We start from the raw sequence: 22,580 nt of genomic DNA, 5'->3' as shown, positions 1-22,580 counted from the left end.
ATGCAATTGCTTAATCCAATAATTTTTGCCATATGAAGAATTTTTTTCTCTTTCTTTTCTTATGTTTTCAAGCCACGGTTTTTGCTCAAAATAAACGCCCTAATATCATCTTTATACTTTCCGATGATCATGCTTATCAGGCAATAAGTGCCTATGGGAATAAATTGATTCATACACCGAATATTGACAAACTGGCAAAGTCTGGCACCTTGTTTAACAATGCAATTGTATCAAATGCCATTTGCGGACCAAGCCGGGCAGCCTTTATAACCGGGCAATACAGCCATAAAAATGGCTATAAGGTTAACGACGGTGTATTAGATACCAACCAACGTTTTTTACCACAAATATTGAACGAAAATGGCTATCAAACGGCCTGGATTGGGAAATGGCATTTAGGAAGCCTTCCACAGGGTTTTGATTATTGGAATGTGATGCCTGTACAGGGACATTATTTTAATCCTGATTTTATAAACCAAAAGAACGATACTTTATTGTACCATGGTTACGTAACGGAGGTGATAACGGAGTTGACAAAAAATTATTTAAACAAAAGAAATCCGGATAAACCTTTTTTCCTGGTTGTAGGTGAGAAAGCAACGCACAGAGAATGGTTGCCCGATTTACAGGATCTTGGCGCATACGACTCGATAAAATTTCCTTTACCTGCTACGTTTTACGATGATTATAAAGGAAGAACGGCGGCATCTAAGCAATTAATGAGTATTGGGGAGGCCATGACAATTAAAACCGATTTAAAAATCAATCAGCCTTTTGGTGAAAAAGTTAATGTAGGTAAAGCCACAAAGCCGGCAGTAAAAGGAAAAGAGATTGAAGAATCAATGATGCGCTATTATCAGCAGGGAGAGTATTCTCGCATGGATAGCCTGCAGAGCAAAGCATATCGTGCATATTACGGCCAGCTTTCGAAAGCATTTCAGCAACTTTATTTAACAGGAAATGCGTTAAAAGAATGGAAGTTTCAACGATACATGAAAGACTATTATGCTACGGCAAAATCACTGGATAGAAATATTGGAGAAATACTAGATTACCTGGATCGTAATGGATTAAGTGAAAACACGATTGTTATTTATGCCTCAGATCAGGGCTTTTACCTGGGTGAGCATGGTTGGTTTGATAAACGTTTTATCTATGAAGAATCCCTTCGTACCCCATTCATCATCCGTGTGCCAGGCCTTTCGGCAATGAAAGATAAAAAATTAGATCAAATCATCTCAAATGTTGATTGGGCACCAACAATTCTTGATTTTGCAGGCATCTCCAAACCAGGCTTCATGCAGGGTAGGTCTTTTTTGCCCGTACTAGAAAATCCAAAAATAAAAAACTGGAAAAAAGAAGGCGCATATTATCATTATTATGAATATCCAGGGCCACATTATGTTTCGCCGCATTTTGGCATTCGAACCGATGGTTATGTTTTGGCTCGTTTTTATAAAGGCACCGAGGCCTGGGAAATGTATGATTTGAAAAAAGATCCCAAAGAATTAAAAAATATAATTGAGGATAAAAACTATTTTGTCATTAAAAATGAGCTTAAAAAGAAACTTAAGGCGCTAATTATCGCCTACGATGATAAAGAAGCCCTGAAAGTTTTTAATCAGAATTTATAGCTTTTCTTGCCGATGTTTTGCGTATTCGTTTTGTTACAATCTATCAAACGTTTGCGTAGTTGTGGGCTGACAATCCATTAATTTATTGTGTAAGGTTTAATTAACTTCGGTTTATGAAGCTTGTATCACTTTCATTATTAATGGTTTTACTTTATTCCTGCTCGGTAAGTAGAACCTATAACCAGAAAGCAACCTGGAAGGAAGATTTTAACCAGAAAAGTAGTTTCGACCAAAAAAAATGGTCTAAAATACCTCGCGGAGGTGCCGATTGGAACAGGCACATGAGCGATGATGAAAATTGTTATGCGCTTCGGGACGGTAAAATGATACTCCGTGGAATAAAAAATAATGATTTTTCGAAAGATACTTCACGCTACTTAACCGGTGGTATTTATACCAAAGATAAAGTGGCTTTTGGTTTTGGTCGTTTAGAGATTAAAGCCAAACTAAATGGAGCCCAGGGTGCCTGGCCTGCCTTTTGGATGCTGGCCGAAAACAGTAAATGGCCTGATGGTGGCGAAATTGATATTATGGAAAGACTAAATTTTGATTCCATAGCTTATCAAACCATTCACACTTATTATACGCTTACCCTTAAAATAAAGGATAAACCAAAATCAGGAGGAACAGCTAAAATTGATCCCAAAAAATTTAATACTTATGCTGTAGAAAAGTATCCAGACAGTTTAGTATTCTTCGTGAATAACAAAAAGGCTTTTACCTATCCAAAAATAGCGACGACCAAAGAAGGACAGTTTCCGTTTAATCAAAGCAAACATTATCTGCTTATCGATATGCAGCTGGGAGGTAGCTGGGTTGGGAAGATAAAAGATGCCGATTTGCCGGTAGAAATGGAAATTGACTGGGTGAAATTTCATCAATTTAAAAACGGTGCAAAATGATGAAGAGGCTTCTATTTGGTATTCTTATTATAGGGATCTATTTTAATCTAAGTGCACAAACCAAAGGAAATAATTGGACAAGTAACCATTCGCTTGATGAATTAAACCGTGCACCTGTTGCACTTATTCCATTTCCACAGAAAGTACAATGGCTGCCCGGGAAATTGATTGTTAAGCAAATTGTTGTCAAATCAAATGCGGATACTGCTATTCTACCTGCTTTAAAAAGCTTATTGGTGGATAATGGTCTTACGATTTCAGCCAATTCTGGCAAAAATAAAACTCAGGTAAACTTAGCAATCGTAGAAATACCAAACCTTAAAAAAGAAGGTTATCAGCTTTCCGTTTCTCAAAAAGGAATTAACATCAGCGCGCCAGACATTAATGGTTTGTATTACGGTATCCAGACTTTGAGGCAGTTAATGCTGAAAGAAAACGGGTTCAGCTCATTACCTTTTTGCGAGATTAGTGATTGGCCAGCTTTCGCTGTTAGGGGATTTATGCACGATAATGGGCGTAATTTTCAAAGTATTGCTATGTTAAAAGCACAACTGGAAATACTTTCTCATTATAAATATAATACCTTTCAGTGGCATTTAACAGATAATCCGGCCTGGCGTATGGAAAGTAAAATCTTCCCTCAGCTTAATGAATCCAGATTTAGGCAGACTAGCCGCGATCCGGATAGTAGTTACAGTTTTGATGATATTAGGGAATTGATCCGCTTTGCTAAAGAAAGGGCTATCACCATTATCCCCGAATTAGATATGCCTGGGCATAGTGCTTATTTCGAGCGTGTATTTGGCTTTAAGATGGAAAGTGTGCAGGGTATGCAGACTTTAGAAAAGTTAATTGACGAATTTTGCAAAGAAATCCCATCCGGCGATTGCCCGATTATACATATTGGCTCTGATGAGGTTCATATTCCCAATCCTGTGGCATTTATCGATAGGATGAGCAAAAGGGTTTTGGCCAACGCACGTAAGGTAATGGTGTGGAATCCGGGCTTGCCACCAGCAGCAGGAAGTATACAGCAGCTTTGGCGGGAAGAAGCAACAGGCGAAGTAGCCAACAATAACACTAATCCCATTATCGATTCGTATGGTGGTTATTTAAATTTATTTGATGCTGTTACTTTAATTCAGCATTACTTTTTCCAACAGGTTTGCAACAAAGCTCAGGGAGATCAATATGCTTTAGGTGGTATTTTATGTTGCTGGCCAGATACCAGGGTAGCAGATAAGCAGAAAATTTTTCTGCATAATCCGGTTTGGCCGGGTGCATTGGCATACAGTGAAGCCGTTTGGTGTGGGCGAGCTGAGGCTAAGCCCGAATACCTTAATGTTTTACCTTTAAAAAATACCCTGGCCAATCAATACTTCGCAGAATTTGAAAAACGGTTAACAGCTCATCAGGGCCGGTTTTTTAGTCAGCTGGCATTTCCTTATTTTAATACTTCACAAACAGAATGGCAGTTAAGCAAGGTTTATCCGAAAAACAAGGCTGGGGAAGCAAAACAAGTGTTTCAAAAAGTTGCTGGAAGTGTGATCAGAATTAATCAATCGTTAATTCCAAATCAGCCAATTGATAGTTTAACACAAGTTGATTTTATTTCGTACATTTTTTGTAAAGCAGACCAAACGATCAATGCTTTAATTGGTTTCGAAACCCCTGCACGTTCTAACAGGCATAGTGCGGGCATACCACAAAATGGAAAATGGGATGCCAATGGTGGCGAAATTTATATCAACAATATGGAACTAAAAGGGCCGGTTTGGCAAAATCCGGGTGGAAACCAAAACCTTAAACCAACCTGGTTTACACCAGCCAATGAAATTCCATATACCGATGAAGAATTTTTCTGGTCGCGTAAACCTGCAGCCATCAAGCTTAAAAAAGGGTGGAATAAACTGTTGATAAAAGTGCCTAAACCCATAACCGGGCAGAACTGGATGTTCGCCTTTATTCCTGTTAAACAGAAAGATGGGAAATGGATTAGTGATGCGGCTGTCGCGCTAAAAGCGGAGCGAAAATGATAATATAGATTCAAAGACTGTTAACATACGTTGTACTTCAACCTTAACCAAATGCTAATTTTATTACAAAATAATTTAATGAAAAAATTAATTGTTACCTCAACCTTGATGGCGTTATTCATGGCCAACGCTTTAGCTCAAAGCGACAAATTAAAACCACAGCATACCATAGCCATTACGCCCGGAGAAAGTAAAGCCAGCATTATTGCAAAGGCAAGTCATGTGGTGCCAACCGCTAATCAATTAAGCGCATTAAAAAACGAGTTTATTGCATTTATTCATTTTGGGCCAAACTCTTTTACCAGAATGGAGTGGGGAAATGGCAAAGAAGACCCGAAAGTTTTTGATTTAAAAGAACTGCATACCGATCAATGGTGCCAGGCGATGAAATCGGCAGGGATGAAAATGGTGATCATTACCGTAAAACATCATGATGGTTTTGTACTTTGGCAAAGCCGTTACACCAAACACGGCATCATGTCAACAGGTTTCGAAGACGGGAAAGGAGATATTCTAAAAAATCTTTCTGCATCTTGCAAAAAATACGGACTTAAACTAGGTATTTATTTATCTCCGGCAGATTTATATCAAATCGAAAATCCTGAAGGATTGTATGGCAATCTGAGTAAAATATCTACGCGAACCATTCCACGCGAAACAGCAGGACGCCCGTTCGCTAACCCAACTAAATTTAAATTCGAGGTTGACGATTACAACGAATATTTTCTAAACCAATTATTTGAAGTTTTAACCGAATACGGACCAATTGATGAAGTGTGGTTTGATGGTGCACATCCTAAAACCAAAGGCGGACAGAAATATAACTATCCGGCCTGGAAAACACTGATCCATACTTTAGCACCAAAAGCGGTGATTTTTGGTAGAGAAGACATCCGTTGGTGTGGCAATGAAGCTGGTGGAACCCGCGAAACCGAGTGGAACGTAATTCCTTATAGTGAAAACCCGGATACGGCGACACATTTTCCTGATATGACAGATAAGGATTTAGGTAGCAATAACGAACTTTATAAAGCTAAATACCTGCACTATCAACAAGCCGAAACCAATACATCCATAAGAGAAGGCTGGTTTTACCGTGACGATGAGAAACAAAAAGTACGTAGTGCGGATGATGTTTTTGATATTTACGAACGTTCTGCAGGTGGAAATTCGACTTTTTTGCTCAATATCCCCCCAAATAGAAGTGGTAAATTTTCAGATGAAGATGTAAGTGTACTGAACGAGGTTGGTAAGCGCATCACCGAAACCTATGGCAAAAATTTATTTGCCGGTGCAAAAGGTGCAAAACAAGTACTCGATAACGATATGAACACTTATGTTTTACTTAACAATAAGCAAAACAGCATTGAAATAGCAACGCTTAAGCCGGTTACCATCAATAGAATCGCAATACAGGAAGATATTGCAAACCATAGCGAGCGCGTAATCGAACACCAGCTGGAGGCCTGGATCGGTAATAAATGGCAAAAAATTGCTGCGGCAACGAATATCGGTTATAAACGTATTTTACGTTTCCCTGAAATCACTTCTTCGAGGTTTAGGTTAACTGTTCTGTCATCAAGAGCTGAACCTGCAATAGCCACCATATCGGCACATTATTACCGTACACGTCCGCCACAATTACAGTTTAGCAGAGATATCAATGGTTTAACCACCATTTCACCGAAAACCCACGTATTTGGGTGGAAGCCACACGGAGAAAATGCTACCGCTAACCTTAACAAAGGCATCGAAATTTACTACACCACAAACGGAACTGTACCGAATGCCAGTGCTAAAAAATATACTGGTCCGCTTCAAATTGCAAAAGGCGAAGTAAAAGCAATAGCCATAACCAATAAAGAAAAAGGACCTATAGCCACTGAAACATTTGGTATAGTGAAAAAAGATTGGAAATTGTTAAGTAGTGATAGCGAAGGTGCTAAGCACGCTGCTGCAATGGCATTTGATGGTAAAAAACAAACGTATTGGTTAGCGAACGAAAGCAATGATCAGCTCCAAATAGCAATAGATTTAGGTAATGTCCGTGAATTAACGGGTTTTATTTATACCCCACCAACTGATTATGCTGATGGAATGTTAGAGAAAGGCGTTTTACAAATCAGTAACGATGGTAAAACCTGGCAAGATGCCGAGAGCTTCGGGTTTGGTAATTTAATTAACGATCCAACCCCGCGCACGCATTATTTCAAAAAAGCAATTTCAGCAAAATATATACAGGTAAAAGCAACAGCGATTGCAGGCAATAAAAAAACATTGGCCATAGCAGAATTAGATTTTTTAGAAAAATAATATTTTATAGCGCCAGTGAATTAATTTTATTTCAAACATTATGTTTTAAATTCCGCTATTAAGCAGCGGAATTTTTTATTTTTGAGCTATTATGGAAGAACAACAAAACGAGAATCAATTAAACATAGAGTTATCAGAAGAAATCGCTGAAGGAATTTTTTCAAACTTAGCCATCATTACACACTCTAATACCGAGTTCGTATTGGATTTTATCCGCGTAATGCCGGGAATTCCGAAGGCTAAAGTGAAATCAAGGATTATCTTAACTCCGGAACACGCAAAGCGTTTATTATCGGCATTGGAAGATAACATTCAGAAATTCGAAGCCGTAAACGGACGTATTAAAACTCAGGAAGAACCACCTTTTCCGATGGGCTTCGGCGGGCCAACCGCTCAAGCGTAAGCGTACTCAAAATCTTACAAACAAATGTTTGTTTGCTATGTTAGCATAGTATATATTTGTTATTTAACCATATATAGATGAGAAAAATTTTATTGAGCGCATTACTTTCTGCCCCACTTTGGGTTTTGGGGCAGGGTTTCCAGGTTAATTTACAAGGACAGAAACAAATTGGTATGGCAGGTGCAGGTTCTGCATTGGCTTTAGATGAGGCTTCCGTATTTTACAATCCAGGTGCAGTAACTTTCTTAGAGAAAAACTCCGTTTCAGCAGGTGTAAACCCATTATTATTTAAGTCGGCTTTTAAACAAGCAGGTTCGAACGTTACAGAAGATGTGAAGAACAAAATTGCTCCACCTTTCGAATTTTATGCGGTTTGGGGTCCGAAATCGAATAAATGGAAGGTTGGCTTAGGTGTATATACACCTTTTGGCGGTTTGGTAGATTGGGGCGATAATTGGTCTGGTAAGTATGCTTTAACCTCACTAAATTTAAAAGCAATCTATTTTCAACCAACTTTAAGTATAAAAATTACCGATCGTATTGGTATAGGGGCAGGTTTCGTTTATAACCATGGCGATGTAAATCTTCAAAGGGCTATTCCTGTAAATTTTCCTGACGGTCGTTCGGGAAAAGCAACCTTAGATGGTACCGGAACAGGTTACGGATGGAACGCGGGTTTATACATTAAAACATTAAGCAACATCTCTTTTGCACTGGTACACAAATCGAAGGTCATTACAAAACTTGATGGTGGCTCAGCAGAATTTGAAGTTCCTAAGTCATTAGAAGGATCTTTCCCGGCTGGAAATACATTTAATGCCGAATTGCCTTTACCAGCAACAACCAGTTTAGGGGTAGGTATTCCCTTGTCAAAAAGCACCGTTTTAGCATTTGATGCAAGCTGGGTACAATGGCACATTTATCAGGATTTATCTTTTGATTATGCAACCAATACACCTGCGCTTGTTGATACAAAATCGGCACGCAATTATCGTGATGGTTCTTCGTTTAAATTAGGTATTAACCACCAGGCATCAGAGAAATTAGCATTAAGGGCAGGTGTTGGTTATGCCTTTTCTCCGGTACAGGATGGATACGTAACCCCCGAAGCGCCTGATGCCGACCGTTATATTTTAAGTGCTGGTTTAGGTTATACACCTACCCGCCATTTCGAAGTTAATGCATCGTTCTTTTTTGAAGATGTTAAATCGCGTAAACAAAAGAATATCGAAACGGGCCTGGATGGTACCTTTAAAACTTTGGTTTATGCACCAGGTATTTCGTTAACTTATAAATGGTAGGAGAATTACAAATGAAAAGATACATATTGAATAGTTTCGTTGCTGCTATCATCCTTTTTGCAGCAGCTTGTAAACCAGAAATAGAAACTCCTGCAGGATCAACCGCCGGACAAGCTAATTTTAGCAAATATATTGCAGTAGGTAATTCCTTAACCTCTGGCTTTGCCGATGGAGGTTTATATTTAGAAGGACAGAAAGTGGCCTATCCTAATTTATTGGCGGCCAAAATGGCTACTGTTGGTGGTGGTGCTTTCACTTCGCCGTTTTTTAGTGAAGAACATTTAAACGGCTCAAGTTATATTTCTTTAACCGCGTTGGTTAACGGAACACCAACCTTAACGCCGGTAGTTGATAAATTGGCTTATCGGGATGCAGCGAAGCATTTAGATAAATATAACGGTGAAATTCAAAACTTAGGTATACCGGGCATGCGTGTTGATCTGGCTTTCGATCCAACGTTTTCTTTCAGTGCTGCAAACCCTTATTTCGAACGTTTGTTAACCGATGCTCAGGTAGGTAAAACCAATTATTTTCAGTTTATTCAAGGCAGAAATCATACTTTTTTCTCCCTTTGGTTAGGAAATAATGATGTATTGGGTTATGCCTTAAACGGTGCGGTTACCGTATCTACCGACCCAACAACAGCTTTAACAGATAAGGTTACTTTTTCATCTTTATATGCTAACTTTTTAAATGTTTTAACCGTAGGTGGTCAAAAAGGTATAGTAGGTACTATTCCTGATGTAACGGCAATTCCTTATTTTAATACGGTTACCGTGGCAGCTTTGTTAAATGCCGCTAAGGCAATTAATCCAGCGGCAGCGGCAATTTACATCCAAACCGGAGCAGGCGCAGTAAGACCTGCAACTGCTGAAGATTTAATCCGTTTGCCATTCCAATCAGAAGGCATATTTGGAAAACCAAATGTTGCTGGTATTCCTTATGGATTACATCCCTTAAATCCAATCGAAAATAAATGGGTACTGGATAAAGATGAGGTAGTTAAAGTAAAAGATTATGTAAATAGCTACAACAGTACCATTAAATCTTTAGCTACAAGCAAAGGTTTGGCTATCGCTGATACCTATACTTATTTTAATCAGGTAAAAACGGGTATTAACGTTCAGGGTGTTGGTATTAATGCTGCATTTATTACGGGTGGTGCATTCTCTTTAGATGGTATTCACTTAACCCCACGTGGAAATGCAGTAATTGCGAATGTATTTATTGATGCCATTAATGCTAAATATGGTTCTACCATTCCAACGGTTGATATTACACAGTATAGAGGTGTAAAGTTCCCGGATAAATAATAAGATTTTTAATGGCATAAGCGGAGGTTGTATCATAAATATAGAATTGTCATCCCGATTCTTCGGGAAGCTCAAGATGACAGCATCTAAAGTGAAATCGCATTTATGATACAACCTTTTTTTATTTCGCCGTTATTTTATCTTCTATAAGGTTTATAATTTCTGCGCTTTGATTGGGCTCAAACCAATTGATTTCTTCATCCCTTCTAAACCAGGTCAGTTGACGTTTAGCAAAGCGACGTGTATTTTGTTTGATCGCAGTTATTGCATCATCCAGGCTTGATAGCCCATCCAGGTAATCGAAAAGTTCACTATAACCTACGGTGTTTAAGGCATTGTATTTTTTAAAAGGTATTAGCGATTTTACTTCATCTACTAAACCATCCGCAATCATTTTATCAACCCTGCGGTTAATTCGGTCATATAGAACAGCACGATCGGTATTTAACCCGATTTTGATGATATTAAACGGTCTTTCTTTTTTTGTAGCCGAAAGCATTGATGAAAGTTTTTGACCTGTTGATAAAAATACCTCCAAACCCCTGATCATTCTCTGCGGATTCTGTTGATCTACCTTTGCGAAGTATTCGGGATCTAATTTGGCCAGCTGGTTTTGGATACTGGATAATCCTTCTTCTTCAAATTGTTTATTCAGTCTTTCACGTATCGCTAAATCAATATCTGGCATCTCATCCAAACCATTAATTAAGGCATTTACATATAGACCCGAACCGCCAACCATAATGGCCAGGTTGTGGTCTTTAAAAATTTGATCGATCGTTTTTAAACCTTCTACTTCAAAATCGCCTGTGCTGAACAGTTGTGAAACCGAATGTGAATTAATAAAATGATGTTTTGCTGCTGCTAATTCGGTAATATCTGGTTTTGCCGTTCCGATTTCCATTTCCTTAAAAAACTGGCGGGAATCGGCAGAAATAATTTCTGTGCCAAAATGTTGAGCCAGTTGAATAGCCAGGGCTGTTTTGCCAATTGCAGTAGGGCCAACAATGGATATTAAGGTTTTTGGGTGAAGCATAGTGCTGTATAAAATAAAAGCTGCCAAATTTAAATATTTGGCAGCTTCTTGTACTTATTATTTTGTTGCTAATTAATAATCGTCTTTATGGCTATCATCTTCGAAGTTATCACTATCCGAAAATTCGTCCCCGAATTCGTCTTCTTCGCTTTCTTCATCTTCGTCCCGCTCTTCGGTATTGATGCCCATTTCGCCCATGGCCTCCAATTCGTCGGTATCTTCCGGTACAAAGTTCATTTCATTTAAGAAATCAAATTCACTTGCCGATGCCACTGCGCCTCTTGGATCAACAGCCTGTGGACTGTTTTGCTCCATTATTTTTGGGGCCTCGCCACTGCTTTTCGCTAAAAAAGGATATTCGATATTTGGATCGGCATCTAAAATTATTTTTACCAGCTCTACATGAAAATCGTAAGGGCGATCGAAATTATAGATGTAGTAAAACTTTTGATGTGGATCTTCAATAAAACCACTCAGTTTAGAATTCTCCATTAAAACTACACGGTCTTTTTTACGTTCGCTTGGTAAATAGGCAATTTCATCTCCTTTTAACCAATTATCGGTGCTTACATAAAAAGAGGAAGATTTTTCGGCATTATAACCCGTAGATCTGTGAATAGCCTTATGCAGGTCTTCAAATGTTTGGTTTGATTTAATGTCGATCTCTCTCACAACATCATCAAAATCTTCGAAAGTAATTCTAAATTTATAAATAGCCATTATAGTGTTTTGGAACCGTAAAAATAAAGTTAATTTATAATTACCACAAATATCAGGAGCCATAAAAGACATCCCAATTGTGGTGTTTCAACAATTAAATTATTTATTAACAGGATTTAATCCCATTTGTTTTGCCTGATTTAGCATAAAATTAAATGCTTCCTGATAGTCGTTTGTAATCTCGCCCTCCAAAATGGCTTCGCGGATTGCATTTTTAATCAGGCCAACTTCTTTCCCGGCGTCAAGACCGAAAGTTTCCATGATATCATTTCCTGAAATAGGGGGCTGCCAGTTTCTAATTTTATCACGTTCTTCTACATCCTTAAGCTTTTGTTTAACCAGCTCAAAATTGTTTCTGTATTTCGTTTTTTTGTATTCGTTTTTAGTGGTTACATCGGCATTGCAAAGCAACATCAAACTTTCAATTTCTTCCCCGGCATCAAAAAGTAATCGCCTTACGGCAGAATCTGTTACCGTTTCCTGCGCCAGGACAATCGGCCGTAAATGAAGCTGCACCAATTTTTGCACATATTTCATCTTCTCATTTAAAGGCAGTTTGAGCTGTGCAAATATTTTCGGAACCATTCTGGCTCCTCTATCTTCATGACCGTGGAAAGTCCAGCCGTGGCCTTCTTCAAAACGTTTGGTAGCAGGTTTGGCAATATCGTGTAAAATAGCGGCCCAGCGCAACCATAAGTCATCGGTGTCTGCACAGATGTTATCCAGTACTTCCAGTGTGTGGTAAAAATTATCTTTATGTCCTTTTCCTTTAATAATCTCTACACCATAAAGCTGTGCCATTTGAGGGAAAATGAGCTGCAACAAGCCGGTATCAAAAAGGTGCTTAAAACCCACTGAAGGTTTTTTAGAGAGGATGATTTTATTCATCTCATCGGTAATCCGCTCTTTTGAAACGATACTGATGCGCTGTTTTTGCGTTTTAATGGCATTTAGAGCAGCCGGATCGATGTTGAAATTAAGCTGTGAAGCAAAGCGGATTGCCCTCATCATACGCAGCGGATCATCAGAAAAAGTAATTTCAGGATCCAGCGGGGTACGGATGAGCTTATTTTCTAAATCTTTGATCCCGTCGAAAGGATCTAACAGTTCGCCAAAATGATCAGCATTTAAATTAATGGCTAAAGCATTAATGGTGAAATCCCTGCGCAACTGGTCATCTTCTAAGCTGCCATCTTCAACAATTGGCTTACGCGAATCGGAACGGTATGATTCTTTCCGTGCGCCTACAAATTCGACTTCTAAATCCTGATATTTAATATTTGCAGTGCCAAAATTTTTAAAAACAGCAACTTTAGTGTTCAGTTTCCGGCCTACCGCTTCTGCATAGGTTATTCCACTACCCACAACCACCACATCAATATCTTTTGAAGGGCGATCTAAAAATAAATCACGAACAAAGCCTCCAATAACATAAGCTTCGGTATTGTGCTTATCGGCTATTGAGGATAAGGTTTTAAATATGGGGTTTTGTAGGTGACCCCCTAAATCCCCTGAAGGGGACTTGGAGTTCCCTTCATTTAATTCAGACTGCATATATAAGGGTAATTCATTTGTTCAAAATTAAGCAAAACATTTGGTCGGTAAACACTATCAGCGATTCAAAGCCCCTTTAGGGGTTGGGGACTTACTTCCTAATAAACTCAAATTGTCCGCCTGGAGAAAGTTTCATAATGGTTGAAGGCTTTCTGCTGGTTCGGTTTTCTTGTTCGAAATCAACTACATAATCAACAGCATCGATAATTTCAGCATCGATATCGTCAAAGAATTTTGGCGAAGGCTGTCCGCTTAAATTTGCAGAAGTAGAAACAATGGGTTTTCTGAAGCGTTGAATTAATGGTGTACAAAAATCGTGTTTAACAATTCTGATTCCTACGCTTCCATCCGCATTGATTACGTTTGGCGCTAAGTTTTTTGCCCCTGAGAAAATAATGGTTAAGGGATTTTCTGCATATTCGATTAAATCATAAGCCACATCAGGAATTTCGGCTACATAACTTTGCAGTTTGCTGTCTACATCCAATAATACGATTAAACTCTTTTCAGCAGGGCGGTTTTTGATCTTCAGTAATTTATCTACTGCCTCGGGATTGCTTGCATCGCAGCCTAATCCCCAAATGGTATCCGTTGGATATAGAATAACGCCTCCTGATTTTAATACTTCAAAAGCTTTATTAATCTCGTCTCTTAACATGTCGCAAAGTTAATTTATTTACGAAGTTTATAAGGAATGTGTTGCAGGAAAACTTTACCCAATTTTTTGATAGATTTTAATCCTTTGAGGTGCCATATATCTGATAGGGGTTAAGATGGTAGTGCTCGTAACAGATTCTTTATCATTTATTCAACAAGTGTTATGTGTTTTAAGGTGATAAACTATTATTTTAGTCATAGGTTATTAAATAAAAACACAAAAAATGGAACAAACACTCAAATGGTGTATGCTATTTACGGTTGTAATGGCATTTACCAGCTGTGCCATACTTGATACGGCATCAGACTATGACAAAAAGATCGACTTTAAAAAGTTAAAATCCTATAATTATTACGAAAGTGGGATTGAAAGCTTAGCGTTGAATAACCTTGATAAACCCCGAATGTTAAATGCTGTAGATGCAACGATGACTAAAATGGGCTTTGCTAAAACCAATAAACCCGATTTTTTGGTAAACGTTGTAGTTTTTAGTACCCTTAAAACCAAGTCTGATTGGGGGTATAGGGGAGGTGGTTACCAATGGGATACAGCAACTTTGGCTTATCAATGGAGAGATTCGCAATTTGGACCATTAGATACAGGGAAACAAGTTGCAGATGGCAGAATTATTATCGATTTTTTAAATCCCCGGACAAAAGCCATAATGTGGCATGGCGTAGGTACAGGCTTTAATTTTGATAATTACGATAACCGGGAATTAAGGATAAATTCGGCTGTAAAACAGATTTTAATGCAATATCCACCAGTGTATTAAATAAGCGATCTAATCTAATTGTAAAATATTTAGTTAGAGGTATATAGCATCCAAACTAAATTAATTACTAGCTGTTTTTAATATAACAATCTGATTGTAAAAAATATAAATGATTTTCCTTTTTAATTGTCAAAATCGTTATATTTAGATCAGGTTATTTAAAGAACAACGCACAAATGAGAACGACACAAAAATTATTAATGCTTTTTACAGTGGTATTGGCATTAGCAGGATGTACAACACTCCGCACCGCTTCAGACTATGACAAAAATGTTGATTTAAGCGGTTACAAAACTTACAATTTTTATGATAAAGGCATAGCAAGGGTTAAGCTAAATAACCTGGATAAACGCCGTTTATTGGCTGCGGTTGAATCAGAAATGAATGCCAAAGGATTTACTAAATCTGAAAAACCAGATATGTTAGTGAATTTGGTTGTGGTTGCCCGCGAAAAAACGGATGTTTATGGTCCTGGTTACTATGGTGGCTGGGGTTGGGGCTGGCGCGGCGGCTGGGGAAATCCTTTCTGGGGCGGCGGTACCTACGTGAACCAATATATTGAAGGCACCATTATTATCGATTTCTTAGACCCTGCTAAAAAGATTTTATTCTGGCACGGACAAGGATCTGGTTTTAACCTGGATAGCTTTAACAAAAGAGAAGAACGTTTGTATACAGGCGTAAAAGAAATATTGGCACAATATCCGCCAACAGTTACGGCAGCTAAATAATTTTAGTGTATATTATAAAGATCTGAATAGCAATTTATTAGTTGCTGAATAAAGAAAGGGCTGTAGAATTTTTAAATAAATTCCAGCCCTTTTTCTTTTGCTTTTTTGAGACATAGGATTTTATTTTGAAAGAGGGGGCATTGCTACTATTAGTGCTTAGCCCTGCCAATGCTGCAAGTCCTCACTCGTGCCTCGTTCCGGGCTTTTCGCGAATGTCAGGTTTAGATTAGGAAGGCTGCTGCGGTATAATCGTAGAAATAATTAAAGCGCTAAATAGCAATCCATTAATTGCTTTGTAACCACAGGACTATTGAATTTTTGAACAAATTCCAGCCCTTTTTCTTTCATCTCTTTTTGGAGTGGAGGGTTTTCGACAATCTGATTGATTGCTGTGGCTAAAGCGTTGGCATCGTTTGGTGAGATGTATAAACTATCTGGTCCGCCAGCTTCTTCCAGGCATGAACCTGTTGCCGCAACAACCGGAACGCCAGAATATAAAGCTTCGATAATCGGAATGCCAAAACCTTCGTAAAAAGAAGGGTAAACAAAAACACTTGCCATTTGATAAATACCCGGCAAATCGGCAAAGGGGATGTTTTTTAGGAATAAGATCCTGTTTTTAAGGCCAAGTTTTTCTATTTCTTTCTCAACCGTTTTAAAATAAGCCGTTTGTTTGCCTATCACCACCAATTTATAATCTTCGCTGACCGCTTTTAGGGCCTGCACAACCAGTTTTAGGTTTTTACGTTCTTCAATGGTGCCAACATTCAGTATATATTTTTCAGGCAGCTTATAGGTTGCCCTGATCCGGCTCAATGTTTCTTTCGGGAAAGGTGTTTTAAAGCTGTCATCGCAACTTTGGTAAATTACATCAATCTTCTCGGGACTAATCCCGTAAAGTTCAATGATATCAGCCTTTGTTTTTTCACTGATGGCAATAATCTTATTGGCCCGTTTACAGGCAGATTTGCTTTTCCACTCGTATAATTTCCGGTCGATAAATTTATAATATTGCGGGAAACGAAGGAAAATTAAATCATGAATGGTGACAATTGATTTAATCCGTGTATGTTGTATGGCTAATGGAATTTCGTGGCTCAAACCATGAAAAATCTGACAATCATCCTGGGCTAAATCTTTCAGGATATTTAAAGTCCTCCATAAAAAAGGCCCACTTTTAGGAAGCTTAAGCTCGATGCTATCATTTTCGAAAAACGCATCGATCTGTTTGGCCGCTTTTACTTTGGGCGCATAAACCAGGTACTGGTGTTGAGGAAACTGATGTGCCAGATGCTCAATTAAAGAACGGCTGTAATTACCTAATCCTGTTAAATTATTGGCGGCACGCTTGCCATCGTATCCTATTTTCATTAAAGGTATAAGGTTAAAGGCATAAGGTATAAGGTTTGGGATGTCACCTTACACCCTAAACCTTACGCCTTAAGCCATTTTATACGGCAACATTATTTTCTCTTAACGCATCGTTAAGCGAAGTTTTCTTATCTGTACTTTCTTTACGTTTACCAATAATTAAAGCACAAGGCACCTGAAATTCGCCGGCAGGGAATTTTTTGGTATAACTTCCTGGTATTACAACCGAACGTGCAGGAACAATTCCTTTATATTCTACTGGCGTAGGGCCGGTAACATCAATAATTTTGGTTGATGCTGTTAATACTACGTTAGCGCCCAAAACAGCTTCTCTCTCTACCTTAACACCCTCTACCACAATCGCTCTTGATCCTAAGAAAGCGTCATCTTCGATAATAACCGGAGCAGCTTGTACTGGCTCTAAAACACCACCAATACCTACGCCACCACTTAAGTGAACGCGTTTACCAATTTGTGCACAAGAACCTACAGTAGCCCAGGTATCAACCATCGTACCTTCATCAACATAAGCGCCAATGTTTACGTATGATGGCATCATGATTACACCTTTTGCTAAAAACGCACCGTAACGCGCACTTGCCATAGGCACAACACGTACACCAGTTGCTTTATAATCGGTTTTTAAATCCATTTTATCGTGGTAAACAAAAGGACCGCTTTTAATTTCTTTCATCTCGCGAATCGGGAAATATAAAATTACTGCTTTCTTTACCCATTCATTAATGCCCCAGGAGTTTAAAACTGGCTCAGCAACACGGATTTCACCCTTATCAAGCCCCATAATAACGGCTTCAATGGCTTCGCAATAGTTGCTGTATTTTAAAAGGGTTCTATCCTCCCAAGCGGCTTCAATTAATTTCTTTAAATCTGAATACATGATGTTTTTAAATTTTACGCAAAATAAATCAATTTTTGCTTATTAAATGGTTAATTGTTTAAATTGTTTTGTTGTAGACTGGTGTAAAAGATTGTTAAATTGTTGGATTGTTCAGATTACTGGCTTTTAACGGGTGTGCAATATGGAGAACGATTTAACAATAAAGCAATAAAACATTTAACAATTCTTTACTTTTGAAACTTTATGACAGAGACAGAAAAACTTAGGATCGATAAATATTTATGGGCAATCAGGTTGTTTAAAACCCGGAGCCTGGCTACTGATGCCTGTAAAGCGGGTAGGGTGAAACTCAAAGGACAGAATATTAAACCTTCGGCGATTGTGAAAGTGGGTGAAGTTTATCAGGTATCGAAAGGGATCGAAAAGAAAATTATCGAAGTGGTAGAACTTTCATATAACAGAACAGATTCGCCAACGGCTTTAACAAAATACAAAGATTTAACCCCTGTTGAAGAAACGCATGCTTTTAAATCGATGTTTCATGCACCAAACCTAAAACGGGATAGAGGTACTGGCCGCCCAACAAAAAAAGACCGACGGGAAACGGATGACCTGATTGGAGGTATGTTCGAAGAAGAAGATTAGTTAGTTAACTAGTCCCCAGTCTTGAGTCTTAAGTCGTCAGTCGACTCATGACTTAGGACTATGGACTGAAGACTAAAATACCTCATCCGGTAACTCATCATTGCCGTTTTGCCCAGTTTATCGATTAGTTTATAATTGGCGACTGCACCCACCGCCGCGCCTACAAAGGGAAGCATTTGTGCAAGTTTGGCTAAATCAATATAATCACGGTATTGCTGCTGAAAGGTAAGCCAGTCAAATTCATCAATATTGGTCGGTAATTGATGTGCTTTATCATCCCAATCCTGCATTTTCATGAAAATATTCTGGCTTTCTTCTTTACTTGAAAAAGCCAGCTGGAAGATGTGTAAAATGTATAAACGTTCTCTGTAATCTTTCACATCGTATCCGTAAACAGCAGCAATATCAAAAAGCATTTTCATTTTTATGCCCAGTAACAGCGGGAAATCAGCCAGGCTCATTAAAAATCCTCCTGCACCGGTAATTCCGCCTTCGGCTGCACCTGTTTTTTTATAGTTTTCTATTTTTTGCTTAATTAATGCTTCGCGGTGCATCAGGGTTAAATCGGTAATCGGCTTCGAGGTGGTAAATGTCGATCCAAAAAGCACAGCCTTAACCATCTGTTTAATCGCAGTAGTTATGGCATTGTGAACCTTATCGGGAATATAACTATTTATTTTTTTCTGCACTTTATTCGTCATTTTATTCAAAAGCGAAGGTTTTTGCAAAGTTTTAAACTTCCAGAAATTCAGCTCACTGCTTATTTTTTGTTCGTAGGTCATCCTTAATTACTACAATAATTATTCCTTAAAATTTAACATAAAACAGCTTTGAAGAATAAAGAATAAACTATATATTTAGTTACCTAATAAAAACTTAATCCTTTCATTATGAAAACCTTAAAATTGTTATGCTTGCTCATATTTGCTGCCGGAGTAGCAAATGCACAAGGAGTGAAATTTTCTGCTACCAAACCTGCAGCAGGAAGTACAGTTAAATTTACATACGACCCAAAGGGAACCAATCTCGAAAACCTGGCAGATGTGAAGTGTACTGGTTATACCTTTTTTTCAAAAACCAATCCTAAAAGTAACAAAATAGAACTCACAAAGGAGGGAGGGATTTATAAAGGAGAAATCTCTACTCCCGATAGTGTTACTGTGGTTGGACTTGCTTTTTCGGTTGGCGATCAAAAAGATGAAGCACCTGCTGGTTATGTTTTAGAATTTACTAAAGCGGGTAAAGTTCCGGCAGAGGCCTATCTTAACGAAGCTTTTTTATATGGATTAGCAGGAAATTACTATTTGGGGCTGACCATCGACCCTGAAAAGGCAGTTTCATTGTATAAACAAGCTTTTGCCTTAAAACCTGAGTTGAAAAAGAAAAACCTGAATCAATACCTGTCGCTTGAGTACAAAGCAGATAAAGACAATGGTACAAAGCTGATCAATGAAAATATTTCGACCCTGTCAAAACTGAAAGAACCAAAAGAAGAAGATTTGGGTACTGTTATTAGCCTTTACTCCCTGTTAAAGAAAAAAGTGCAGGCCGATTCAGTTAAAGCTATTGTGCTTAAAAAATATCCTACCGGAAATTATGCCTGGAATGACGGGATGAATACGCTTTATAGCACAAAAGATTTTGCCACACAAGTACAAAAGGCCGATGAAATGATTAGCAGGTTTAACCTCGATCAAACCAAAAAAGTAGATGCCGGTAGGTTGAATTCCATTCATAGTATGTTAGCCAATAGTGCTGTAAAAGCTAATGATCTGGAAAAATTTCAGGCTTACGCTGCAAAAGTTACCGATAAAATGTCTCGGGCAAGCCTGTACAACAATAGTTTTGCCTGGCCATCTGCTCAGAAAAAAGAAAATGTAGAATTGGCCGCTCAACTTTCAAAACAATCACTCGAACTGATAGAAGCATCTAGAAGTGATGAGATGCCAAAGTATTATAACACTAAAGAAGAATACCTTAAATATTTAGACGGCGCTTATGGTATGTATGCAGATACCTATGGCTTGCTGCTTTATCATCAGGGGAAATTTAAAGAAGCGCTGGCTATGCAGGAAAAAGCCATACCCTTGTACGCTAATGTTCCGCCAGATGTATCCTCCCGTTATGTAACTTATTTAATTAAGAATGGCCAGGATGATAAAGCTTACAGTGAGGCCGAAAAATTGATTAAAGAAGGTAATGGCAACGATTCGTTAAAGAACGAATTTAAAATGCTTTATACTAAGTTAAAGAAAAGTGGAACTTATGAAACCTACATTGCCAATTTAGAAAAAGCAGCATTAGAAAAAGAGCGCGCAGAATGGACAAAAAAAATGATTAATATTCCAGCGCCTGCATTTTCATTAACTAACCTGAAAGGCGAAACCATAAGTTTAGCCAGTTTGAAAGGTAAAATTGTGATTTTAGATTATTGGGCCACTTGGTGCGGGCCTTGTGTATCCTCTTTCCCTGGGATGCAAAAAGCAATGAACAAATACGCCAGTAATCCAAATGTGGTTTTCCTGTTTGTAAATACCTGGCAAACAGAAGAAAATAGAGAGAAAGTGGTGACTGACTTTATTGCTGCGAAGAAATACAATTTTAATGTGCTTTACGATACCAAAAATGCAAAAGATCCTTCCAAGTTTGATGTGGTAAGTGCCTATAAAGTGGATGGAATCCCGACTAAATTTGTGATTGATGGTGATGGTAATATCAGGTTTAAAGCGGTAGGTTTCTCTGGTTCTGATGATGGTGTGGTGAAGGAAATAGATTCCATGATCGGCTTATTGGCAGGAAAAGAATCGAGTAAATAAATAATAATTTCAAAACAGAAAAGGTGCTGAGTATCGGCACCTTTTCTGTTTTAATACGCTATCCTCATCGGTGAGGTTTCCCATAGCTTAAAGGCTGCCAGGGCTTCGTCGCGCATCAGCTGGACAACCGGCAGGCTTCTGTTTTCCATGGGTTTGTCTAACTCTTCATAAATAAATTTATCACTAAAACCAATGTGTTCGGCGTCAGCCTTGGTATTAGCATAATAAATGGTGTCGATTTTTGCCCAATAAATTGCTCCTAAACACATGGGGCAAGGCTCGCAGCTGGTGTAAATTACGCAGCCACTCAAATCGAAAGTGTTTAACTCGTTGCAGGCCAGCCTGATGGCCGAAACTTCCGCATGTGCAGTCGGGTCGTTGGTAGAAGTGACCTTATTTGCCGATTTGGCAATCAACTTTCCATCTTTTACCACTACCGCTCCAAAAGGTCCGCCAATGCTTTCACTCACATTTTGTACAGATAACTCAATTGCCATCTGCATATATTTCTGATGTTGATTGTCCATATTAATCTGATCTTTTTATAAAATACAGCACAAAAAAAATGCCCCGATTTATACGGGGCATCTATATTTTAATCGCTGTTTGCTTATTTTTTGCTGTATTCAGCGTTTAAGCCTTTAATTACTTCAGAAGTAACATCTAAACTTTCGTCGGCAAATAAAATAGCGCTGTTACCTTTTGAGTAAGTTAAAACCATTTTATAGCCTTTTTCCTTCGCGTAACCTTTTAAGTAATCGGCTACTTTATCATAAAGTTTTTCATTCTCAGCAGCTTGCTCATTTTGTAAAGCACCACCAGCATTTTGTTGGTAAGTTTGTAGTTCTTGTTGTTTACGTGCTAAACGCTCTTCAGTGCTTTTACGTTGATCGGCCGATAAAGTTTGTGCCGATTGCTGGTATTGCGCCACCTCTCTTTGAAAAGCCTGACCTTTAGCCTGCATGTCTGCCTGAGCATTTTTGGTCTTACCTTCAAATTTCACTTTAAGATCTTTGAAGTATTCATATTTTGTAAGTAACGAGTCGGAGTTTACGTACACAATTTTCTCAGTTGGAGAAACCGCGGCAGTAGTACCCTCTGTTTTTTTAATTTCAGTAGTTTTAGTGTCTTTGTTCTGGCATGCAGAGAAAGCAGTTATCAAAGTTGCTGTTGCAAGTAAACCAAAGGTTTTAAAGGTTCTTCTTTCCATTCTTGTTTAATAAATTTTAGCAAACTTATATAAATTAGTTTTTATATCCAATTTAAAGAAAGGCCTATCGCAATACAAGTTGCTCCAAATTGGTTTTTGCGTTAAACGTTTAATTTACTCAACGCTAAGCGCATAAGGCTAAGCGTGTCATCTGGTAGCGGTGATTTGAAAAGCAAAGCCTGTATTTCAAAAGGTTGTTCGTCCCGCTGTCCGCTTTATTTCATGTCCGCTGCCATCCCTTAGGTTTGAGAAAGATTATCAAAGAATTAAATTTGACAAAGGAAACCTTAAAAGCAGAGGTGA

20 protein-coding genes are annotated in these 22,580 nt (G+C 38.4%); 11 read left to right on the top strand and 9 right to left on the bottom strand.

Features of this window, described 5'->3' with window-relative positions; all coding sequences use genetic code 11:
* The first annotated feature begins 32 nt into the window (after positions 1–32).
* The 7 genes from AC07YT_RS22975 (at position 33) to AC07YT_RS22945 (ending at position 9,902) form a co-directional block, all read left to right on the top strand.
* Positions 33–1,634 (top strand): sulfatase family protein, encoded by a 1,602-nt coding sequence (locus AC07YT_RS22975; RefSeq protein ID WP_086545155.1) that lies wholly within the window; start codon positions 33–35, stop codon positions 1,632–1,634.
* Between the two features lie 113 nt (positions 1,635–1,747).
* Complete coding sequence (locus AC07YT_RS22970; protein WP_086545156.1) at positions 1,748–2,536, top strand: glycoside hydrolase family 16 protein; 789 nt, start codon at positions 1,748–1,750, stop codon at positions 2,534–2,536.
* Positions 2,533–4,572: a beta-N-acetylhexosaminidase gene (locus AC07YT_RS22965; protein ID WP_086545157.1), complete on the top strand. Its 2,040-nt coding sequence runs from the start codon at positions 2,533–2,535 to the stop codon at positions 4,570–4,572. The genes AC07YT_RS22970 and AC07YT_RS22965 overlap by 4 nt, the downstream gene beginning before the upstream one ends.
* Before the next feature lie 78 nt (positions 4,573–4,650).
* Positions 4,651–6,885, top strand: a complete 2,235-nt coding sequence (locus AC07YT_RS22960) for an alpha-L-fucosidase (RefSeq protein WP_086545158.1) — start codon at positions 4,651–4,653, stop codon at positions 6,883–6,885.
* 91 nt (positions 6,886–6,976) lie between these two features.
* The gene (locus AC07YT_RS22955; protein ID WP_029279713.1) at positions 6,977–7,288 is read left to right on the top strand and encodes a DUF3467 domain-containing protein; all 312 of its coding nucleotides are present in this window, start codon (positions 6,977–6,979) and stop codon (positions 7,286–7,288) included.
* A gap of 77 nt (positions 7,289–7,365) precedes the next feature.
* The gene (locus AC07YT_RS22950) at positions 7,366–8,589 is read left to right on the top strand and encodes an OmpP1/FadL family transporter (protein WP_086545159.1); all 1,224 of its coding nucleotides are present in this window, start codon (positions 7,366–7,368) and stop codon (positions 8,587–8,589) included.
* A gap of 11 nt (positions 8,590–8,600) precedes the next feature.
* Positions 8,601–9,902, top strand: coding sequence for an SGNH/GDSL hydrolase family protein (locus AC07YT_RS22945; protein ID WP_086549249.1), 1,302 nt, complete (start codon positions 8,601–8,603; stop codon positions 9,900–9,902).
* Positions 9,903–10,023: 121 nt separating this feature from the next.
* Here the strand turns inward: AC07YT_RS22945 and miaA are convergent, their stop codons facing one another.
* The 4 genes from miaA to AC07YT_RS22925 all read right to left on the bottom strand — a co-directional run bounded on the left by miaA (position 10,024) and on the right by AC07YT_RS22925 (position 13,870).
* On the bottom strand, positions 10,024–10,938 hold the full coding sequence (miaA, locus tag AC07YT_RS22940; protein WP_086545160.1) for a tRNA (adenosine(37)-N6)-dimethylallyltransferase MiaA: 915 nt from the start codon (positions 10,936–10,938) through the stop codon (positions 10,024–10,026).
* 72 nt (positions 10,939–11,010) lie between these two features.
* Positions 11,011–11,658, bottom strand: a complete 648-nt coding sequence (locus tag AC07YT_RS22935) for an IS1096 element passenger TnpR family protein (RefSeq protein ID WP_086549250.1) — start codon at positions 11,656–11,658, stop codon at positions 11,011–11,013.
* Between the two features lie 99 nt (positions 11,659–11,757).
* On the bottom strand, positions 11,758–13,212 hold the full coding sequence (locus AC07YT_RS22930) for a CCA tRNA nucleotidyltransferase (protein ID WP_086545161.1): 1,455 nt from the start codon (positions 13,210–13,212) through the stop codon (positions 11,758–11,760).
* A gap of 91 nt (positions 13,213–13,303) precedes the next feature.
* A complete protein-coding gene (locus AC07YT_RS22925) occupies positions 13,304–13,870 on the bottom strand; it encodes an L-threonylcarbamoyladenylate synthase (RefSeq protein ID WP_086545162.1) in 567 nt (188 codons plus the stop codon).
* A 223-nt stretch (positions 13,871–14,093) separates the two neighbouring features.
* Here AC07YT_RS22925 and AC07YT_RS22920 point away from each other — a divergent pair, with 223 nt between their 5' ends.
* Together AC07YT_RS22920 and AC07YT_RS22915 are read left to right on the top strand one after the other, a co-directional pair.
* Positions 14,094–14,645, top strand: a complete 552-nt coding sequence (locus AC07YT_RS22920) for a DUF4136 domain-containing protein (protein WP_086545163.1) — start codon at positions 14,094–14,096, stop codon at positions 14,643–14,645.
* A gap of 176 nt (positions 14,646–14,821) precedes the next feature.
* Positions 14,822–15,376 carry a DUF4136 domain-containing protein gene (locus AC07YT_RS22915; RefSeq protein WP_086545164.1) on the top strand — a complete coding sequence of 185 codons (555 nt, stop codon included), beginning with the start codon at positions 14,822–14,824 and terminating at the stop codon, positions 15,374–15,376.
* A 261-nt stretch (positions 15,377–15,637) separates the two neighbouring features.
* Here the strand turns inward: AC07YT_RS22915 and AC07YT_RS22910 are convergent, their stop codons facing one another.
* Together AC07YT_RS22910 and AC07YT_RS22905 are read right to left on the bottom strand one after the other, a co-directional pair.
* Positions 15,638–16,747 (bottom strand): glycosyltransferase family 4 protein, encoded by a 1,110-nt coding sequence (locus AC07YT_RS22910; RefSeq protein WP_086545165.1) that lies wholly within the window; start codon positions 16,745–16,747, stop codon positions 15,638–15,640.
* Between the two features lie 79 nt (positions 16,748–16,826).
* On the bottom strand, positions 16,827–17,645 hold the full coding sequence (locus tag AC07YT_RS22905; protein WP_057932460.1) for a 2,3,4,5-tetrahydropyridine-2,6-dicarboxylate N-succinyltransferase: 819 nt from the start codon (positions 17,643–17,645) through the stop codon (positions 16,827–16,829).
* 204 nt (positions 17,646–17,849) lie between these two features.
* Between AC07YT_RS22905 and AC07YT_RS22900 the strand changes: the two genes are divergently transcribed.
* On the top strand, positions 17,850–18,251 hold the full coding sequence (locus AC07YT_RS22900) for an RNA-binding S4 domain-containing protein (RefSeq protein ID WP_029279693.1): 402 nt from the start codon (positions 17,850–17,852) through the stop codon (positions 18,249–18,251).
* 8 nt (positions 18,252–18,259) lie between these two features.
* Here AC07YT_RS22900 and AC07YT_RS22895 read toward each other — a convergent pair whose 3' ends face one another.
* Positions 18,260–19,033, bottom strand: coding sequence for an EcsC family protein (locus AC07YT_RS22895; RefSeq protein WP_086545167.1), 774 nt, complete (start codon positions 19,031–19,033; stop codon positions 18,260–18,262).
* Between the two features lie 108 nt (positions 19,034–19,141).
* Here AC07YT_RS22895 and AC07YT_RS22890 point away from each other — a divergent pair, with 108 nt between their 5' ends.
* Entirely contained in the window at positions 19,142–21,067 is a 1,926-nt protein-coding gene (locus AC07YT_RS22890; protein WP_086545168.1) for a redoxin domain-containing protein, read from the top strand.
* A 50-nt stretch (positions 21,068–21,117) separates the two neighbouring features.
* Here the strand turns inward: AC07YT_RS22890 and AC07YT_RS22885 are convergent, their stop codons facing one another.
* Both AC07YT_RS22885 and AC07YT_RS22880 read right to left on the bottom strand, forming a co-directional pair.
* Positions 21,118–21,594, bottom strand: coding sequence for a nucleoside deaminase (locus AC07YT_RS22885; RefSeq protein WP_086545169.1), 477 nt, complete (start codon positions 21,592–21,594; stop codon positions 21,118–21,120).
* Between the two features lie 83 nt (positions 21,595–21,677).
* On the bottom strand, positions 21,678–22,277 hold the full coding sequence (locus AC07YT_RS22880) for an OmpH/Skp family outer membrane protein (RefSeq protein ID WP_086545170.1): 600 nt from the start codon (positions 22,275–22,277) through the stop codon (positions 21,678–21,680).
* Between the last annotated feature and the right edge of the window lie 303 nt (positions 22,278–22,580).

It is taken from the genome of Pedobacter sp. GW460-11-11-14-TSB4, from assembly GCF_059423705.1.
This window is presented reverse-complemented; position numbering and strand designations above follow the sequence as displayed.

Bases quoted from the DNA above. Each gene is read 5' to 3' on its own strand.
- AC07YT_RS22975 (WP_086545155.1), top strand. From the start codon at position 33: ATGAAGAATTTTTTTCTCTTTCTTTTCTTATGTTTTCAAGCCACGGTT.
- AC07YT_RS22970 (WP_086545156.1), top strand. From the start codon at position 1,748: ATGAAGCTTGTATCACTTTCATTATTAATGGTTTTACTTTATTCCTGC.
- AC07YT_RS22965 (WP_086545157.1), top strand. From the start codon at position 2,533: ATGATGAAGAGGCTTCTATTTGGTATTCTTATTATAGGGATCTATTTT.
- AC07YT_RS22960 (WP_086545158.1), top strand. From the start codon at position 4,651: ATGAAAAAATTAATTGTTACCTCAACCTTGATGGCGTTATTCATGGCC.
- AC07YT_RS22955 (WP_029279713.1), top strand. From the start codon at position 6,977: ATGGAAGAACAACAAAACGAGAATCAATTAAACATAGAGTTATCAGAA.
- AC07YT_RS22950 (WP_086545159.1), top strand. From the start codon at position 7,366: ATGAGAAAAATTTTATTGAGCGCATTACTTTCTGCCCCACTTTGGGTT.
- AC07YT_RS22945 (WP_086549249.1), top strand. From the start codon at position 8,601: ATGAAAAGATACATATTGAATAGTTTCGTTGCTGCTATCATCCTTTTT.
- miaA (WP_086545160.1), bottom strand. From the start codon at position 10,938: ATGCTTCACCCAAAAACCTTAATATCCATTGTTGGCCCTACTGCAATT.
- AC07YT_RS22935 (WP_086549250.1), bottom strand. From the start codon at position 11,658: ATGGCTATTTATAAATTTAGAATTACTTTCGAAGATTTTGATGATGTT.
- AC07YT_RS22930 (WP_086545161.1), bottom strand. From the start codon at position 13,212: ATGCAGTCTGAATTAAATGAAGGGAACTCCAAGTCCCCTTCAGGGGAT.
- AC07YT_RS22925 (WP_086545162.1), bottom strand. From the start codon at position 13,870: ATGTTAAGAGACGAGATTAATAAAGCTTTTGAAGTATTAAAATCAGGA.
- AC07YT_RS22920 (WP_086545163.1), top strand. From the start codon at position 14,094: ATGGAACAAACACTCAAATGGTGTATGCTATTTACGGTTGTAATGGCA.
- AC07YT_RS22915 (WP_086545164.1), top strand. From the start codon at position 14,822: ATGAGAACGACACAAAAATTATTAATGCTTTTTACAGTGGTATTGGCA.
- AC07YT_RS22910 (WP_086545165.1), bottom strand. From the start codon at position 16,747: ATGAAAATAGGATACGATGGCAAGCGTGCCGCCAATAATTTAACAGGA.
- AC07YT_RS22905 (WP_057932460.1), bottom strand. From the start codon at position 17,645: ATGTATTCAGATTTAAAGAAATTAATTGAAGCCGCTTGGGAGGATAGA.
- AC07YT_RS22900 (WP_029279693.1), top strand. From the start codon at position 17,850: ATGACAGAGACAGAAAAACTTAGGATCGATAAATATTTATGGGCAATC.
- AC07YT_RS22895 (WP_086545167.1), bottom strand. From the start codon at position 19,033: ATGACCTACGAACAAAAAATAAGCAGTGAGCTGAATTTCTGGAAGTTT.
- AC07YT_RS22890 (WP_086545168.1), top strand. From the start codon at position 19,142: ATGAAAACCTTAAAATTGTTATGCTTGCTCATATTTGCTGCCGGAGTA.
- AC07YT_RS22885 (WP_086545169.1), bottom strand. From the start codon at position 21,594: ATGGACAATCAACATCAGAAATATATGCAGATGGCAATTGAGTTATCT.
- AC07YT_RS22880 (WP_086545170.1), bottom strand. From the start codon at position 22,277: ATGGAAAGAAGAACCTTTAAAACCTTTGGTTTACTTGCAACAGCAACT.